Annotated in this window: 16 protein-coding genes; 8 read left to right on the top strand and 8 right to left on the bottom strand. The window is 68.7% G+C overall.

Features of this window, described 5'->3' with window-relative positions:
* Positions 1–10: 10 nt before the first annotated feature.
* Positions 11–439 (top strand): type IV pilin protein, encoded by a 429-nt coding sequence (locus BST28156_RS20585; protein ID WP_174903244.1) that lies wholly within the window; start codon positions 11–13, stop codon positions 437–439.
* 88 nt (positions 440–527) lie between these two features.
* On the opposite strand, the gene BST28156_RS20580 is transcribed toward BST28156_RS20585, so the two are convergent.
* From BST28156_RS20580 to BST28156_RS20570, 3 genes are all read right to left on the bottom strand, one after another.
* Complete coding sequence (locus tag BST28156_RS20580) at positions 528–974, bottom strand: DUF3318 domain-containing protein (RefSeq protein ID WP_060242249.1); 447 nt, start codon at positions 972–974, stop codon at positions 528–530.
* A gap of 43 nt (positions 975–1017) precedes the next feature.
* On the bottom strand, positions 1018–1407 hold the full coding sequence (locus tag BST28156_RS20575; RefSeq protein WP_060242250.1) for a phage holin family protein: 390 nt from the start codon (positions 1405–1407) through the stop codon (positions 1018–1020).
* Positions 1408–1527: 120 nt separating this feature from the next.
* A complete protein-coding gene (locus BST28156_RS20570) occupies positions 1528–1830 on the bottom strand; it encodes an ElaB/YgaM/YqjD family protein (RefSeq protein ID WP_060242668.1) in 303 nt (100 codons plus the stop codon).
* Positions 1831–2148: 318 nt separating this feature from the next.
* Here BST28156_RS20570 and BST28156_RS20565 point away from each other — a divergent pair, with 318 nt between their 5' ends.
* Complete coding sequence (locus tag BST28156_RS20565; RefSeq protein WP_009690912.1) at positions 2149–2787, top strand: peroxiredoxin; 639 nt, start codon at positions 2149–2151, stop codon at positions 2785–2787.
* 137 nt (positions 2788–2924) lie between these two features.
* Here BST28156_RS20565 and BST28156_RS20560 read toward each other — a convergent pair whose 3' ends face one another.
* On the bottom strand, positions 2925–4112 hold the full coding sequence (locus BST28156_RS20560) for an acyl-CoA dehydrogenase (protein ID WP_060242253.1): 1188 nt from the start codon (positions 4110–4112) through the stop codon (positions 2925–2927).
* Positions 4113–4187: 75 nt separating this feature from the next.
* On the opposite strand from BST28156_RS20560, the gene BST28156_RS20555 reads away from it, so the two are divergent.
* A complete protein-coding gene (locus tag BST28156_RS20555; protein WP_174903243.1) occupies positions 4188–4979 on the top strand; it encodes an IclR family transcriptional regulator in 792 nt (263 codons plus the stop codon).
* Between the two features lie 141 nt (positions 4980–5120).
* Here BST28156_RS20555 and BST28156_RS20550 read toward each other — a convergent pair whose 3' ends face one another.
* The gene (locus BST28156_RS20550; protein WP_060242255.1) at positions 5121–5924 is read right to left on the bottom strand and encodes an EAL domain-containing protein; all 804 of its coding nucleotides are present in this window, start codon (positions 5922–5924) and stop codon (positions 5121–5123) included.
* 372 nt (positions 5925–6296) lie between these two features.
* On the opposite strand from BST28156_RS20550, the gene BST28156_RS20545 reads away from it, so the two are divergent.
* Genes BST28156_RS20545 through fahA form a run of 5 tightly spaced genes read left to right on the top strand, consistent with a single transcriptional unit; the run spans position 6297 to position 12232 of the window.
* Positions 6297–7958: an FAD-dependent oxidoreductase gene (locus BST28156_RS20545; protein WP_060242670.1), complete on the top strand. Its 1662-nt coding sequence runs from the start codon at positions 6297–6299 to the stop codon at positions 7956–7958.
* Positions 7959–7993: 35 nt separating this feature from the next.
* Positions 7994–8224, top strand: coding sequence for a DUF2783 domain-containing protein (locus BST28156_RS20540; RefSeq protein WP_009688444.1), 231 nt, complete (start codon positions 7994–7996; stop codon positions 8222–8224).
* Complete coding sequence (locus BST28156_RS20535) at positions 8221–9576, top strand: MFS transporter (RefSeq protein ID WP_174903242.1); 1356 nt, start codon at positions 8221–8223, stop codon at positions 9574–9576. The genes BST28156_RS20540 and BST28156_RS20535 overlap by 4 nt, the downstream gene beginning before the upstream one ends.
* 20 nt (positions 9577–9596) lie before the next feature.
* Positions 9597–10931 carry a homogentisate 1,2-dioxygenase gene (hmgA, locus tag BST28156_RS20530; RefSeq protein WP_060242259.1) on the top strand — a complete coding sequence of 445 codons (1335 nt, stop codon included), beginning with the start codon at positions 9597–9599 and terminating at the stop codon, positions 10929–10931.
* Positions 10928–12232, top strand: a complete 1305-nt coding sequence (fahA, locus tag BST28156_RS20525) for a fumarylacetoacetase (RefSeq protein WP_174903241.1) — start codon at positions 10928–10930, stop codon at positions 12230–12232. Before hmgA ends, fahA begins: the two co-directional genes overlap by 4 nt.
* Before the next feature lie 96 nt (positions 12233–12328).
* Here fahA and BST28156_RS20520 read toward each other — a convergent pair whose 3' ends face one another.
* The 3 genes from BST28156_RS20520 to bluB form a co-directional block, all read right to left on the bottom strand.
* Positions 12329–13489, bottom strand: a complete 1161-nt coding sequence (locus BST28156_RS20520) for an MFS transporter (protein WP_174903240.1) — start codon at positions 13487–13489, stop codon at positions 12329–12331.
* A gap of 93 nt (positions 13490–13582) precedes the next feature.
* Positions 13583–14752 (bottom strand): MFS transporter, encoded by a 1170-nt coding sequence (locus BST28156_RS20515; RefSeq protein ID WP_174903239.1) that lies wholly within the window; start codon positions 14750–14752, stop codon positions 13583–13585.
* 211 nt (positions 14753–14963) lie between these two features.
* Positions 14964–15791, bottom strand: a complete 828-nt coding sequence (bluB, locus tag BST28156_RS20510) for a 5,6-dimethylbenzimidazole synthase (protein ID WP_174903238.1) — start codon at positions 15789–15791, stop codon at positions 14964–14966.
* Between the last annotated feature and the right edge of the window lie 169 nt (positions 15792–15960).

The raw sequence follows: 15960 nt of genomic DNA, 5'->3' as shown, positions 1-15960 counted from the left end.
AGAGGGTGCCGTGGCGCGACCGTCAGGATTCACCTTGCTCGAGCTGATGATCGTGCTCGCGATCGTCGCCGGTTTGGCCGCATGGGGTATCCCGTCGTATCGCGAGCATGTCGCGCGGGTCCATCGGGCGTCGGCGGTATCGGCGCTGTATCGCGCAGCCCAGTATCTCGAGACGCTCGACGGCGCACCGCCGGCGACGCTGCCGGACGCGCTCGCGCATGCGCCGCCTGACGGACGGCCGGTCTATCGCGTGGCGCGGCGGCCGCCGGCCGGCGGCGATTCACCACTGGCGTACGAACTCGAAGCGAGTCCGCTCGACACCGGACCCATGCGCGACGACCTGTGCGGCACATTCACGCTGCGTTCGGACGGGACGAAAGGCAATGCGCGGCACGATGGGAACGACGCGTGGAACCCGGCTTGCTGGGGCGTGCGCTGATCGCGCGCGAAGCGGAAGAAGCGCACGCTGCCGCCACGCGTCGCGCGGCCATCACGCGTCGCCGCGTGCGTCGTGGCGGCGTTGCGCGTCAGTCGCCGATGGCGGCGTCGCTGCCGCGCTCGTCGCGCGATTGTTTCCAGATCCGGTACACCTCCCACGCGGCGAACCCGAGCGTGCCCCACTTCAGCGCGGGACCGGCGCTCGCGCGCAGCAGCGAGCGAACCGGTTTCGCCAGTACGAGCGAGGCGAGCGAACTCAGCATCGGATACTGGTTGACGAGATTGCCGAGGCTCGCGTTGAGGGTTTTCGCGGACTGGCTGAACTTGCCGCTCGACAGGCCGGGGATGAAGACCTTGAGCCAGCTGAAGCGCGTGACCGCCTGGCGCATCTCGGCGGCGGCTTCCGCCAGTTCGAGTCGTTCGACCTCGGACCGCAGGATCAGCAGTTCCTTGCGGAGCGCGCGATGCTGCGATGCGCTCCAGTTCGATCGCGACGAAGGGGGGCGGGGTGCATTGCCCGTAGCGTTCTGGCTCATGGCGCGTCGGCGAAATAGGTGAGAGGGACGAACGCGATCGCGTTCATGGCTTGCCGCGGAACAGTTCGCGGTCTTTCTCGAGTTCGGCGAGGGTCGCCTCGAACACGGTCGGCGCATCGCGCAGGCCCGAGCGCGCCTTCAGCGCGCATGCGATGCCGCCCACCGCATACAGCGCGGTGATCGCGGCGAGCGCCTGCCAGCGATAGGTGTCCCAGAACGCGATCGCGATCAGCACGGTCAGGCTGATCAGCGCCATCGTCGCGAGCATCATCGCGGCGAGCCCGAGGAACAGTACGCCCATCAGGCGTTCCTTCTCCTCGGCCAGCTCGATGCCCACCAGTTCGAGGCGGGTTTGCAGGAGGCCGATCGCCGAGCCGACGAGGCGGCGCAGCGGTCCCTGGCCGGACGGCTGCGATTTGGTGTCTGTCGTCATGGAAGAGTGGCTTGCGCCAGTGAGCGGCTAGGACAAAGCCGCCGGCGGCGAACCGCCGGCCGGCTTCGGCGCCCGCGACCGCGGGTGGCGGCGCGGGGGCGGAACGGCGCCAGGCGCGCGTTACTTGCGGTTGATCAGCAGGCCGATCAGCACGCCGACGCCCGCAGCGACGCCGATCGACGTCCACGGATGCTCGTGCACGTAGTCGTCGGTCGCGCGCGCGGCCTTCTTGCCTTTCTCGACCACGACGACCTGGACGTCGGCTGCCTTTTCCTTGGCCTGCTTCAGGCGCGTCATGGCTTTTTCGCGCAGCTCGGCCGCACGGTCGCCCGTGCTGCTCGCGGCTTGCTTGAGCAGATCTTCGGCGTCCGCGAGAACGGTTTTGATATCCGACATCAGTTTCTCCTTGTTGATTTCCGACATTGCAACTCCCTTCATGCTGTCATGCTGCAGGTTCACATCGTAGCGAAACGCCTGCCTGCTGGCGAGCCGGGAAGACGCACGGGGTGCGTTGCCAGACTGCATGGTAAACGACTTGTAATCTTCGACAGAGCGGCAAACGGCGCAAAAAGTTTCATGCGCGGCCGGTCATCCCTGCCTCGCACCGGGCAAAAATGACAAAAAAGCATGAATATCAAACGTAATAATCGTTCGCATGTCGCATGGCTTCCCTTAAGCTGATGGACTGTCCCGCGCCGACCGCGCGCGGTTTCAACATGCATCGTTCGAGGAGGGAACACCATGAGTCTGCGTCTTGGCGACATCGCACCGGATTTCGAGCAGGAATCGAGCCTGGGCCCGATCAAGTTTCACGAGTGGCTCGGCAACAGCTGGGGCGTGCTGTTCTCCCATCCGGCCGACTACACGCCGGTGTGCACGACGGAACTCGGGTTGACCGCGAAGCTGAAGGGCGAATTCGAGAAGCGCAACGTGAAGGTGATCGCGCTGTCGGTCGACGGCGTCGATTCGCACAAGGGCTGGATCAACGACATCAACGAAACGCAGTCGACGGTCGTCGGTTTCCCGATCATCGCCGATGCGGACCGCAAGGTCTCGCAACTGTATGACATGATCCACCCGAACGCGAACGAAACGCTGACGGTGCGCTCGCTGTTCGTGATCGACCCGAACAAGAAGGTGCGGCTCATCATCACCTATCCGGCCAGCACGGGGCGCAACTTCGACGAGGTGCTGCGCGTGATCGATTCGCTGCAGCTCACCGACAACTACAAGGTCGCGACGCCCGGCAACTGGAAGGATGGCGACGACGTCGTGATCGTGCCGTCGCTGCAGGACCCGGAGGAGCTGAAGCAGCGCTTCCCGAAGGGCTTCAACGCGGTGCGTCCATACCTGCGCCTCACGCCGCAGCCGAACAAGTAAGCCGCGCGCGTCGCGCGATCGCGGCCATGGGCCCGATGCGCGAATGTCGATGAAAAACGGCCCGCCCGGCAGTCATGCCGGGCGGGCCGTGTCTTTGCGGCGCACGCGAGGCGGCGTGCGCCGCCACTTCGGAACGATCAGAAGAAAGCCTGGATGCCCGTCTGCGCGCGGCCGAGAATCAGCGCGTGGATGTCGTGCGTGCCTTCGTACGTGTTGACCACTTCGAGGTTCACGAGGTGGCGCGCGACGCCGAATTCGTCCGAGATGCCGTTGCCGCCGAGCATGTCGCGCGCGAGCCGTGCGATGTCGAGCGCCTTGCCGCACGAATTGCGTTTCATGATCGACGTGATCTCGACGGCCGCCGTGCCTTCGTCCTTCATCCGGCCGAGTCGCAGCACGCCCTGCAGGCCGAGCGTGATCTCGGTCTGCATGTCGGCGAGCTTCTTCTGGATCAGTTGGTTCGCGGCGAGCGGCCGGCCGAACTGCTTGCGGTCGAGCACGTACTGGCGTGCGGTGTGCCAGCACGACTCGGCAGCGCCGAGTGCGCCCCATGCAATCCCGTAGCGCGCCGAGTTCAGGCACGTGAACGGGCCGCGCAGGCCGCTCACGTTCGGCATCAGGTTCTCGTCGGGCACGAACACCTCGTCGAGCACGATCTCGCCGGTGATCGACGCACGCAGCCCGACCTTGCCGTGGATCGCCGGCGCCGACAGGCCCTTCCAGCCCTTCTCGAGGATGAAGCCGCGGATCGCGTCCTTGCCGTCTTCCTCGAGTTTCGCCCACACGACGAACACGTCGGCGATCGGCGAGTTGGTGATCCACATCTTCGCGCCGGACAGCGAGTAGCCGCCGGGCACCTTCTTCGCGCGCGTGACCATGCTGCCGGGATCGGAGCCGTGGTTCGGCTCGGTCAGCCCGAAGCAGCCGATCCATTCGCCGGTCGCGAGCTTCGGCAGGTATTTCTGCTTTTGCGCGTCCGAGCCGAATTCGAAGATCGGCACCATCACGAGCGACGACTGCACCGACATCATCGACCGGTAGCCGGAATCGACGCGCTCGACTTCGCGCGCGATCAGGCCGTAGCTCACGTAGTTGAGGCCGGGGCCGCCGTATTGCTCCGGAATCGTCGGGCCGAGCAGGCCGAGCTCGCCCATCTCGCGGAAGATTTCCGCGTCGGTGCGCTCGTGGCGGAACGCCTCGGTCACGCGCGGCGCGAGCTTGTCCTGCGCGTACGCTTGCGCGGCGTCGCGCACCATCCGCTCTTCTTCGGTCAGTTGCTGGTCGAGCAGCAGCGGATCGTCCCAATGAAAAGTTGCAGCGCTCATCGATGATCTCCTCACTTGACTGGAGTTCCGCTCTGCGGAACAATGTTTTGCAAATTGATCCCAGTGTAGCACCAGATGACGCTTTCAACCATCGACGAAACCCCCATCGACGAACGCAAGTTCGTGGTCGCGCTCGCGCGCGGGCTCGACCTGCTGCGCGCGTTCCGGCCCGGCGAGACGATGATCGGCAACCGCGATTTCGCGCAGCGCACGGGCTTGCCGAAGGCGACGGTGAACCGGCTTGCCTATACGCTGACCGTGCTGGGCTATCTGCGCTACGACGAGACGCTCGGAAAGTATGCGCTGGACGCCGGCGTGCTGTCGCTCGGCTACGCGCTGCTGTCGGGCTCCGGCACGCTCGACCTCGCGCGGCCCCACATGCAGGCGCTCGCGCGCGAGATCGGCGCGGCCGTGTCGCTCGGCTGCCGCGACGGGCTCGACATGATCTATCTGGAGACGATTCGCAGCGAGACTGCGCTGACGCTCGGGCTCGCGCCCGGTTCGCGGCTGTCGATGCTGACGAGTTCGATGGGGCGCGCGTACCTGGCCGTGCAGCCGGAGGATGTCCGGCGCGCGCTCTATGCGGAATTGCATCGCGCGGCCGGCGGCGCGGACGACGCCGATGCGCTCGTCGCCGCCGCGCAGCAGGCGGTGGCCGAGTTTCCGGCGAGCGGTTGCTGTTATTCGTTCCGCGCGTGGCACGCGGACGTCAACGCGGCGGCCGTGCCGTTTCGCGAGCCGCGCGAAGGGCGCTGGCTGATCCTGAGCTGCAGCGGCCCGGCGTCGTCGATGGACGACGACGTGTTCCGCACGCTGGTCGGGCCGAAATTGAAGGCGCTCGCGCAGCGGCTCGGGCAGACGGCCTGAGCGCGCCGGCCGTGCGGCGCACATGACAATACCGAGGCGCCGGGACGACCCGGCACGCAGGGCGCCGATCCCGCGACGCCCGTCCCATTCCCGTTCCGCGCGCAACGCAGCCTGCGTGGGCGGCACCGGCCGCAGCCTTTTCTAGACCGTCACCACCTTCGCGAACACCGGCCCCTGCATGAACCGCACGTCGTGCTGGCGCAGCAGCTCGCACTGCGTCTCGTCGACGACGCCGTCGAAGATCAGCGGAATCCGCACGCGCTGCGCATAGGCGACGAGCGCCTTCACCATGCCGTCGCGCAGCGCGATGCCGGCGTCCATCTTGATGTAGTCGGGCCGCGCCATCTCCGATTCGACCGCGAGGATGCGCCCCGGGTCGGGCAGCTTGTCCGCGACCTTGAAGCCGTGATGCTGGTAGCTGCGCGTCAGGTAGCCGAGGAAGGTCTTGTGCGCGACCGCGACCGCCGGCAGCTCGATCACGATCCGTTCGGGCGACAGCCCGAAGCGCTGCAGCACCGACGAGAAATGCTTGCCGTGATCGTATTTCACGCTCTTGAGCAGCCGCTCGTGCACGCGCAGGAACAGCAGCCCGTGGCGCTGCGCGCCGAAGAAGTTGATCGCATGCAGCGCGCGCGACAGGCGGTCGATCGCGACCAGCGTCTGGTCGTCGGTGGCCGCGTCGACCGGATCGTGCGGCGCGCCCGTCACCAGCGTGACGGCCTGGAAGCCGAGCTCGTCGCCGTAGCGCTCGATCGCGTCCGCGAACGACGTCGACTGCGGCGCGCCCGGCATCGTCACGTCGTAGATCGGTTCGTACGCGCTGCCGAGCACGCGCTCGGGCAGGTGCGCACACGCGGTGCCGCCGTCGGCAAGCGCGAGGTGTTCCCGCAGATAGGGCAGCTGCCCGGCACGGGCGACCAGCTCGGGAATGGTGGGCGGAATCATCGGTGTCGGTCGACAAGGAAAAAGGGCGGCCGAACGGGCCGCCTCATCTCGATAGTAGCAGTGCGCGCGGGGCTCGGCTTGGCGTTTCGCTCATATGGTTATCCCGTCCCTGCGACGATCCCTAGGGTTTACGTTGATTTCACTATTCGTAATTGGTTTTACTATTCGTAAATCCTGAAGCGTGACATCGATCAAGAAAAGCGGCATCAGGGCGCTGCGCAGGCAGCGACGTCCCCGAATCAACAGGAAGCAAGGAGCGAGACGTGGCGGTTGACTGGAAATGGAGGCAGCAGGGCCGGCCGGGGTGCCGGGGCGGGATCACGACGGGCGCGCCGGCGGGCGCGCGGCAGGGCTGACGGACGGATGGCGACCATGAGCATCGACTACCAGACCCTGAAGTTCGAATACCGCCCGCGCGCGGCGCGCGGCGCCGCCCATGACGCGGCCGTCCATCCGGTGATCGTCGTCGGCGCGGGCCCGGTCGGCCTGTCGGCCGCGATCGACCTCGCGCAGCAGGGCGTGCCCGTCGTGCTGCTCGACGACGACGACACGCTGTCCACCGGCTCGCGCGCGATCTGCTTCGCGAAGCGCACGCTCGAGATCTTCGACCGGCTCGGTTGCGGCGAGCGCTTCGTCGACAAGGGCGTGAGCTGGCACGTCGGCAAGGTGTTCCTGCAGGACGAGCAGCTTTACGCGTTCGACCTGCTGCCGGAACAAGGGCATGCGCGTCCCGCGTTCATCAACCTGCAGCAGTACTACGTCGAAGGCTATCTGGCCGAGCGCGCGTTCGAGCTGCCGAACATCGACATCCGCTGGAAACACAAGGTGACGGGCGTCGAGCAGTCGGCCGAGCATGCGGTGCTGACGGTCGAGACGCCGGAAGGCGCCGAGACGCTGCGCGCGCAGTACGTGATCGCGGCCGACGGCTCGCGCAGCCCGCTGCGCGCGGCGATGGGCCTCGAAAGCCGCGGCCGCACGTTCAAGGATCGCTTCCTGATCGCCGACGTGAAGATGAAGGCGGAATTCCCGACCGAACGCTGGTTCTGGTTCGATCCGCCGTTCCACCGCAACCAGTCGGTGCTGCTGCATCGCCAGCCCGACAACGTGTGGCGCATCGACTTCCAGCTCGGCTGGGATGCCGATCCGGTCGCCGAGAAGCAGCCCGAGCGCGTGATTCCGCGCGTGCGCGCGCTGCTCGGGCCGGACGTCGAGTTCGAGCTCGAATGGGTCAGCGTCTATACGTTCCGGTGCCAGCGGATGGATACGTTCCGCCACGGCCGCGTGCTGTTCGCGGGCGACTCCGCGCACGGCGTGTCGCCGTTCGGCGCGCGCGGCGCGAACAGCGGCGTGCAGGACGCGGACAACCTCGCGTGGAAGCTGAAGCTCGTGCTCGACGGCAGCGCGGCCGACCGCCTGCTCGACACGTATGCGAGCGAGCGCGAATTCGCGGCCGACGAGAACATCCGCAACTCGACGCGCTCGACCGACTTCATCACGCCGAAGAGCCCCGTGTCGCGCGTGTTCCGCGACGCGACGCTGAAGCTCGCGCGCGACTGCGAGTTCGCGCGCAAGCTGGTGAACAGCGGCCGCCTGTCGGTGCCGGCGGTGCTCGCCGATTCGCCGCTGAACACGCCCGATCGCGACACGTTCGCAGGCGCGATGCGGCCGGGCGCGGCGGCGGCCGATGCGCCGGTGCGCACGCAGCACGGCTCGGGCTGGCTGCTGCAGCATCTGCGCGGCGGCTTCACCGGCGTGCTGTTCGGCCTGCCGGGCGATGCGGCCGCGCTCGCGCAGGCGGTCGCGGATCTCGCGCTGCCGGTGCGGCCCGTGCTCGTCGTGCCGGCCGGGCACGCGCAGCCGGCGCCGGGCGTCGAGGTCGTCGAGGATCTCGACGGCGTCGCCGCGCAGCGCTACGACGCGAAGCCCGGCACGTTCTACCTGCTGCGCCCCGACCAGCACGTGTGCGCGCGGATGCGCGCGCTCGACCGCCGCGCGATCGCCGACGCGCTGGCCCGCGCAACCTGCGCACGCTGAACACGACAACGATACCGATACCGGAGACACCCGCCATGCCCCCACTCGACACCCGCCCGCGTCTGGCCGATCCGGACGCATTCTACGAAGCGCTGATCGACATGCATCGCGACCTGTCCGACAGCGACAGCCAGCTCGTCAACGCGAAGCTGATCCTGCTGCTCGCGAACCAGATCGGCGATCTCGACGTGCTGCGCGAAGCGATGGCGCTCGCGCGCCGCGGCGTGACGCCGCCCGCGCATCCGGCCGCCGAGGTGGCGCAATGAGTGCCGCGCCGAGCGATGCGCGCACGCTCGAAGTCGAGCATGTGATCGACGACACCCATAACCCGGGCTTTCACTGGATGCTGCTGGTGCTGTGCGGGCTGTGCCTCGTGATCGACGGCTTCGACGCGCAGGCGATGGGCTATGTCGCGCCGAGCGTGATCGCCGAATGGGGCGTGCCGAAGCAGGCGCTCGGCCCGGTGTTCAGCGCGAGCCTGTTCGGCATGCTGCTCGGTGCGCTCGGCCTGTCGGTGCTGGCCGACCGGATCGGGCGCCGCCCGGTGCTGATCGGCGCGACGCTGTTCTTCGCGCTGACGATGCTCGCGACGCCGTTCGCGGGTTCGATCCCGGTGCTGATGGCGTTGCGCTTCGTCACGGGGCTCGGCCTCGGCTGCATCATGCCGAACGCGATGGCGCTGGTCGGCGAGTTCAGCCCGGGCGCGCATCGCGTGAAGCGGATGATGATCGTGTCGTGCGGCTTCACGCTCGGCGCGGCGATCGGCGGCTTCATCAGCGCGGCGCTGATTCCGGCGCTCGGCTGGCGCGCGGTGTTCTTCGTCGGCGGCGCGGTGCCGCTGGTGCTCGCGATCGCGATGGTCGCGCGGCTGCCCGAGTCGCTGCAGTTCCTCGTGCTGAAAGGGCGCGACGCGCGGGCGCGCGACTGGCTCGCGCGCTTCGCGCCGCACGCGGGCATCGACGCGAACACGCGGCTCGTCGTGCGCGAGCGCGCAACGAGCGGCGCGCCGGTCGCCGAGCTGTTCCGCCATGGTCGCCTGCCGGTCACGCTGCTGCTGTGGGCGATCAGCTTCATGAACCTGATCGACCTGTACTTCCTGTCGAACTGGCTGCCGACCGTGATGCGCGATGCCGGTTATGCGCCGTCCACCGCGGTGATCGTCGGCACGGTGCTGCAGACGGGCGGCGTGGTCGGCACGCTGTCGCTCGGCTGGTTCATCGAGCGCTACGGCTTCGTGCGCGTGCTGTTCGCCTGCTTCGCGTGCGCGGCGGTGTCGGTCGGGCTGATCGGCTCGGTCGCGCACGCGCTGCCGTGGCTGCTGATCGTCGTGTTCGCGGGCGGGTTCTGCGTGGTCGGGGGGCAGCCGGCCGTCAACGCGCTCGCGGGCCAGTACTACCCGACCTCGCTGCGCTCGACGGGCATCGGCTGGAGCCTCGGCATCGGCCGCATCGGCTCGGTGCTGGGGCCGCTCGTCGGCGGGCAACTGATTGCACTCAACTGGTCGAACGGCGCGCTGTTTCATGCGGCCGCCGTGCCCGTGCTGTGCTCGGCGCTGTTCGTTCTCGGGCTCGCGGGTGTGTCGCGACGCCTCGGCGAACGAGCGCCGAGCGCCGCCTGAATTGATGGAGAAATGGAACGATGACGCTTGACCTGTCGAAACCGGCGAGTGCCGGCTACCTGAGCGGTTTCGCGAACGAGTTCGCGACCGAGGCGTTGCCCGGCGCATTGCCGCACGGCCGCAACTCGCCGCAGCGCGCGCCGTACGGGCTCTATGCGGAGCAGCTGTCGGGCACCGCGTTTACCGCGCCGCGCGGCCATAACCGCCGCTCGTGGCTGTACCGGATCCGCCCGGCGGCCGTGCATCGGCCGTTCGAGCCGTTCGCGGGCCCGCAGCGGCTCGTGTCGGAATTCGGCGATTCGGCCGACGTGCCGCCGACGCCGCCGAACCAGCTGCGCTGGGATCCGCTGCCGATGCCGGCCGAGCCGACCGATTTCGTCGAAGGCTGGGTGACGATGGCCGGCAACGGCTCGGCGGCCGCGATGAACGGCTGCGCGATCCACCTGTACGCGGCGAACCGCTCGATGCAGGACCGCTTCTTCTACAGCGCCGACGGCGAGCTGCTGATCGTGCCGCAGCAGGGGCGGTTGTTCATCGCGACCGAGTTCGGCCGCCTCGACGTCGAGCCGTTCGAGATCGCGGTGATCCCGCGCGGCGTGCGCTTCTCGGTCGCGCTGCCCGACGGCAACGCGCGCGGCTACATCTGCGAGAACTTCGGCGCGCTGCTGCGCCTGCCCGACCTCGGCCCGATCGGCTCGAACGGGCTCGCGAACCCGCGCGACTTCCTGACGCCGCAGGCCGCGTACGAGGACCGCGAAGGCGCGTTCGAACTCGTCGCCAAGCTGAACGGCCGGCTGTGGCGCGCGGATATCGGCCACTCGCCGCTCGACGTCGTCGCGTGGCACGGCAACTACGCGCCGTACAAATACGACCTGCGCCTGTTCAACACGATCGGCTCGATCAGCTTCGACCATCCCGATCCGTCGATCTTCCTCGTGCTGCATTCGCAGACCGACACGCCGGGCGTCGACGCGATCGACTTCGTGATCTTCCCGCCGCGCTGGCTCGCGGCCGAGGATACGTTCCGGCCGCCCTGGTTCCACCGCAACGTCGCGAGCGAGTTCATGGGGCTCGTGCACGGCGCGTACGACGCGAAGGCCGAAGGCTTCGTGCCGGGCGGCGCGAGCCTGCACAACTGCATGTCGGGCCACGGGCCCGACGCGGACACGTTCGAGAAGGCGTCGGCGAGCGACACGACGAAGCCGCACAAGGTCGACGACACGATGGCGTTCATGTTCGAAACCCGCACGCTGATCCGGCCGACGCGTTACGCGCTCGACACCGCGCAGCTGCAGGCGAACTACTTCGAATGCTGGCAAGGCATCAGGAAACACTTCAATCCGGAGCAACGATGAGCGATACCCAAGACTGGCGCGCGACGCTCGACCCGGCTCGCAAGAGCTGGATCGACACCGCGAACGATCCCGCCTGCGATTTTCCGATCCAGAACCTGCCGTTCGGGATCTTCAGCGATGCGAAGCAGCCGGCGCACCGCGCGGGCGTCGCGCTCGGCGACCAGATCGTCGATCTCGCCGCGCTCGCGCGCGCCGGCCTCGTGACGCTGCCGGGCGGCGCCGACGCGTTCGCCGCGCCGACGCTGAACGCGTTCATCGCGCTCGGCCGCGACGCGTGGCGCAGCGTGCGCGTGCAGCTGTCCGCGCTGTTCTCGCGCGAGAACGCGCGCCTGCGCGACGATGCGGCGCTGCGCGCGCAGGTGCTGGTCGCGCAGCGCGATGCGACGCTGCACCTGCCGGTCGAGATTCCCGGCTATACCGACTTCTATTCGTCGAAGGAGCATGCGACCAACGTCGGCTCGATGTTCCGCGATCCGAAGAACGCGCTGCTGCCGAACTGGTCGGAGATGCCGATCGGCTACAACGGCCGCGCGTCGTCGGTGGTCGTGAGCGGCACGCCGGTGCGGCGCCCGAACGGCCAGCTGAAGCTGCCCGACCAGGAGCGCCCGGTGTTCGGTGCGTGCCGCAAGCTCGACATCGAACTGGAGACGGGTTTCATCGTCGGCCGCGGCAACGCGCTCGGCGAGCCGATCGCGTGCGAGGACGCGGAAGCGCATATCTTCGGGATGGTGCTGCTCAACGACTGGAGCGCGCGCGACATCCAGCAGTGGGAATACGTGCCGCTCGGCCCGTTCAACGCGAAGACCTTCGCGACGACGATCTCGCCGTGGATCGTCACGCTCGACGCGCTCGAACCGTTCCGCACCGCGCAGCCCGAGCAGACGCCGCAGCCGCTCGCGTATCTGCAGCATGCGGGCCGGCATGCGTTCGACATCGCGCTCGAAGTGACGCTGCGTGCGGAAGGCGCGGCGCAGCCGACGACGATCTGCCGCACCAACTTCAAGCACATGTACTGGACGATGGCGCAGCAGCTCGCGCATCACACGGTCGCAGGCTGCAACACGCGGGTCGGCGACCTGATGGGCTCGGGCACGATCAGCGGGCCGACCAAGGATTCGTTCGGCAGCCTGCTGGAGCTGACGTGGAACGGCAAGGAGCCGCTCGCGCTGAGCGGCGGCGGCAGCCGCACCTTCATCGAGGACGGCGACGAGCTGACGCTCGCCGGATGGTGCCAGGGCGACGGCTATCGCGTCGGTTTCGGCAGCTGCGCCGGCAAGATCCTGCCTGCATTGAAAGCGTGACGCATCGCGCGTGACGCGCTTGCATCCGACGGCCCGCCTTGCGCGGGCCGTCGTCGTTTCGAGTGTGTCACGCGCGCGATGATGCGCACGCGGGCCTCAGACCGCGCGTTGCAACGCCGTGCGGCGTTCCCACAGCGCGGCCGCGACGAACGCGGCGACGCACACGACCAGTACGCCGACCAGCGCGTTGCTGCCCAGCTGCTCCATCAGCGCGCCCGCGACCAGCGGGCCGCCGAAGCTCGCGGCGCTCCACGACGCCGACACGAGCGAGCTGGCCGTGACGAGCGCCGCGCCGCGGAAGCGCTCGCCGCATGCGACGAGCGACAGCGTGTAGATGCTGCCGGCGGCCGCGCCGAGCACGAACAGCAGCGGCCAGCACAGCCACGGATTCGCGACGACGAACGGCAGCAGCGGCAGGCCGGCGAGCACGATCCAGCCCGCGCCGAGATGCACGCGTTCGCGGCCGAGCTTGTCCGCGAGCCAGCCGATCGGGAACTGCATCGCGGTGTCGCCGAACAGCATGATCGACGCGAGCAGCACGGCGGTTTCGCTCGCGACGCCGTGGTCCATCGCGTACAGCGGCAGCAGCGACAGCGCGAGCGTGTCGAACAGCGCGAAGAACCCGGTGCCGATGATCAGCGCGGGCATGCGCGGCAGCACGGCGAGCCAGTGATCGTGCGTTTCGTGATGCGCGTCGTCGCCGGCGAGCGGCGCGCGCCGGATCGTCGCGAGCGTCGGCAGTGCGAGCAGGAACAGCGCGCCGCACAGCGCGAAGCGGATGCCCGTCGCGCCCGCGATCTGGCTGACGAGCACGGGGCCCGCCATCTGGAACAGCGTGAAGTTGGTCGCGTAGATCGCGACGACGCGGCCGCGCGTCGAATCGTCGGCGAGCTGGTTGACCCACGCTTCGCCGATCGTGAACAGCAGCATCAACGCGGCGCCGCACAGCACGCGCAGCACGCCCCACACGATCAGGCTCGACGTGAACTGCATCAGCGCGGTGGCGGCGGCGAGCAGCACGACCGACACGACGATCGCGCGGCGCGCGCCGATGCGTCGCGCGAGCGCGGTGACGAACGGCACGATCGCGAGCCCGCCGCCGGCCTGGGCAGCCGTCAGCATGCCGACCACGTTGGTGCCGTGCCCGGCCTCGGTCAGCGCGAGCGCGGTGAGGGGCAGCGTGGCGCCGGTGCCGAGACCGACGACCGCGACGCTCAGGATGAGCGCAAGAAAATCACGATTGAGGATGGCTTTCATCGGGCGCGATCCTACACCTCGGACCTTGAAAGGTCCATGAAGGCCATCAAGTCAGAATGGGGTTGCGTGCGCAACGATCGCGGCACGGACGCGTCACACGTATTCGGTCGGCACGGCCACCGGGCGGCGTTCGAGCGACGCGGACCACAGCGTCAGCGCGAGCGCGGCGACGGCCATCGCGACGCCGACCCACGGCAGGTTCACGAGCGACACGCCGGAGCCGATCGCCATCCCGCCGAGCCACGCGCCGGTCGCGTTACCGAGGTTGAACGCGCCCTGGTTCAGCGTCGACGCGAGATTCGGCGCATCGCTCGCGCGATCGACGATCAGGATCTGCAGCAGCGGCACGATCGCGAACGCGAGGATGCCCCAGACGAAGATCGTCGCGAGCGCAGCGAACGGCACATGCATCGTGCCGGCGAACGTCGCGAGCACGACGCCGATCAGCGCGAGCGTCGCGATCAGCGACGGCATCCGGCGCCAGTCGGCGAGCCTGCCGCCGAGCGTGCCGCCGACCGTCAGGCCGAGGCCGAACAGCAGCAGCACATAGGTAACCTGGCGCGGCGAGAAGCCCGTCACGTCCTCGAGGGTCGGCGTGATGTAGGTGAACACGCTGAACAGGCTCGCCGACGCGAGCACGCTGATGCCGAGCACCATCAGCACCTGCGGGTGCTTCAGCACGCCGAATTCGCGCGTGATGCTGGTATCGGGCATCGCGAGGTTTTTCGGCAGGCACACGCCGAGCGCGGCGGCCGCGGCGATGCCGATGCCGGTGACGGCCCAGAACGTCGCACGCCAGCCGTACGCCTGGCCCAGCGCGGTGCCGAGCGGCACGCCGAGCACGTTCGCGAGCGTGAGGCCGGTAAACATCAGCGCAATCGCCTGCGCGCGGCGGTTCGGCGCGACGAGGTTGCTCGCGACCACCGAGCCGATCCCGAAGAACGCGCCGTGGCAGAATGCGGTGACGACGCGTGCGGCCATCAGCACCGCATAGCCGGGCGCGATCGCGCAGAACAGGTTGCCGGCGATGAACAGGCCGATCAGCCCCATCAGCGCGCGCTTGCGCGGCATCTTCGCGGTGACGGTCGCGAGGATCGGCGCGCCGATCGTCACGCCGAGCGCGTAGCCGGACACGAGCATCCCGGCGGCCGGAATCGACACGCCAAGGTCGCGCGCGACGTTGGGCAGCAGCCCCATGATCACGAATTCGGTGGTACCGATTCCAAATGCGGCGACGGCGAGGGCGAACAGAGGTAAGGGCATCGCGGAGGATTCCGGGAAAGGCCGTCGGCCAGGCGCGCGCAGGACGCACGGAGCGGGTGGACGGCAGGACGACAGCCGCGATTCTACTTCAGTGGAAACCCTTATGCCGGGGGCCGGAACGGATGTTGCCGGCGTGCGACGGGCCGTGCCCACACTGTGGGATGGGGCGGCGGAGCGGGGCGCGATAGCGCGGGTTCGAACGGGCGGGCGTCTAGGTCGGTCGTTCGGCCGATGTGGCGGAAAGCGCAACGGCGGCTTCCGGGGCGGGGGCGTGCGGGGCGGGCGCCGGAGCGGGCGATGCCGGTTGCGCGGCGGTCGGCACTTCGCTGATGGCTGAGGCGGCCGTGCTGCCCGAGGCGTCACCGAAGCCGACTGCCGCGGCCGCCGCCAGCCCCTGCGCCGCCGGCTCGCCCCAGCCGTTCTCGAACAGGCACGCGTCGATCGGCATCCGCGCGGCCCAGCGCGCTTCCTCGAGCATCGGCTTCGCATAGAACGCGTCGACGTGCCCGATGCACAGCACGGCGATCGGCTTCGCGCCGTCGGGCATGCCGAGCAGCGTACGCAGCGCGTCGACGTCGAACAGCGACACCCAGCCCATCCCGAGCCCTTCCGCGCGGGCTGCGAGCCACATGTTCTGGATCGCGCACGCGGCGGACGCGAGGTCCATTTCCGGCAGCGTGCGGCGGCCGAACACATGGCGTTCGCGATCGTCGCTCAGCGCGACGACCAGCAGTTCGCCGCATTCGCGCACGCCTTCGACCTTCAGCCGCATGAAGTCGTCGTGGCGCTCGCCGAGCGCGTCGGCGGTCGCGCGGCGCTCGGCCTCGACCAGCGCGTGGATCGCGGTGCGCAGCGCGCGATCGGTGATGCGGACGAAGCGCCACGGCTGCATGAAGCCGACGCTCGGTGCATGGTGCGCGGCGCGCAGCAGCCGGCCGAGCACGGCCGGATCGACCGGCGCGGGCGTGAAGTGGCGCATGTCGCGCCGCTCGAAGATGGCGCGGTAGACGGCGGCGAGGTCGGGATCGTCGAAACGCATGGGCGGCGGAAGCAGGGGATGACGTCGGCGCAACGATAGCAGACGGCGCGCGCGAAGCGTTGCCTCGACCGCAACAAAGTACGGAATTGTTGACGAAGGCATGCGGAGCCAACGGCCCTGCGCACGAGCAAACGATTGCGGATGCGCCGTCTGCCGTCAAACCTGCCGT

The organism is Burkholderia pseudomultivorans, from assembly GCF_902499075.1.
GTDB classification, from domain to species: domain Bacteria; phylum Pseudomonadota; class Gammaproteobacteria; order Burkholderiales; family Burkholderiaceae; genus Burkholderia; species Burkholderia pseudomultivorans.
This window is presented reverse-complemented; position numbering and strand designations above follow the sequence as displayed.

Excerpts from the sequence above, each read along its gene's own strand:
- BST28156_RS20580 (WP_060242249.1), bottom strand. The coding sequence starts at position 974 with ATGAGCCAGAACGCTACGGGCAATGCACCCCGCCCCCCTTCGTCGCGA.
- BST28156_RS20575 (WP_060242250.1), bottom strand. The coding sequence starts at position 1,407 with ATGACGACAGACACCAAATCGCAGCCGTCCGGCCAGGGACCGCTGCGC.
- BST28156_RS20570 (WP_060242668.1), bottom strand. The coding sequence starts at position 1,830 with ATGTCGGAAATCAACAAGGAGAAACTGATGTCGGATATCAAAACCGTT.
- BST28156_RS20565 (WP_009690912.1), top strand. The coding sequence starts at position 2,149 with ATGAGTCTGCGTCTTGGCGACATCGCACCGGATTTCGAGCAGGAATCG.
- BST28156_RS20560 (WP_060242253.1), bottom strand. The coding sequence starts at position 4,112 with ATGAGCGCTGCAACTTTTCATTGGGACGATCCGCTGCTGCTCGACCAG.
- BST28156_RS20555 (WP_174903243.1), top strand. The coding sequence starts at position 4,188 with ATGACGCTTTCAACCATCGACGAAACCCCCATCGACGAACGCAAGTTC.
- BST28156_RS20550 (WP_060242255.1), bottom strand. The coding sequence starts at position 5,924 with ATGATTCCGCCCACCATTCCCGAGCTGGTCGCCCGTGCCGGGCAGCTG.
- BST28156_RS20545 (WP_060242670.1), top strand. The coding sequence starts at position 6,297 with ATGAGCATCGACTACCAGACCCTGAAGTTCGAATACCGCCCGCGCGCG.
- BST28156_RS20540 (WP_009688444.1), top strand. The coding sequence starts at position 7,994 with ATGCCCCCACTCGACACCCGCCCGCGTCTGGCCGATCCGGACGCATTC.
- BST28156_RS20535 (WP_174903242.1), top strand. The coding sequence starts at position 8,221 with ATGAGTGCCGCGCCGAGCGATGCGCGCACGCTCGAAGTCGAGCATGTG.
- hmgA (WP_060242259.1), top strand. The coding sequence starts at position 9,597 with ATGACGCTTGACCTGTCGAAACCGGCGAGTGCCGGCTACCTGAGCGGT.
- fahA (WP_174903241.1), top strand. The coding sequence starts at position 10,928 with ATGAGCGATACCCAAGACTGGCGCGCGACGCTCGACCCGGCTCGCAAG.
- BST28156_RS20520 (WP_174903240.1), bottom strand. The coding sequence starts at position 13,489 with ATGAAAGCCATCCTCAATCGTGATTTTCTTGCGCTCATCCTGAGCGTC.
- BST28156_RS20515 (WP_174903239.1), bottom strand. The coding sequence starts at position 14,752 with ATGCCCTTACCTCTGTTCGCCCTCGCCGTCGCCGCATTTGGAATCGGT.
- bluB (WP_174903238.1), bottom strand. The coding sequence starts at position 15,791 with ATGCGTTTCGACGATCCCGACCTCGCCGCCGTCTACCGCGCCATCTTC.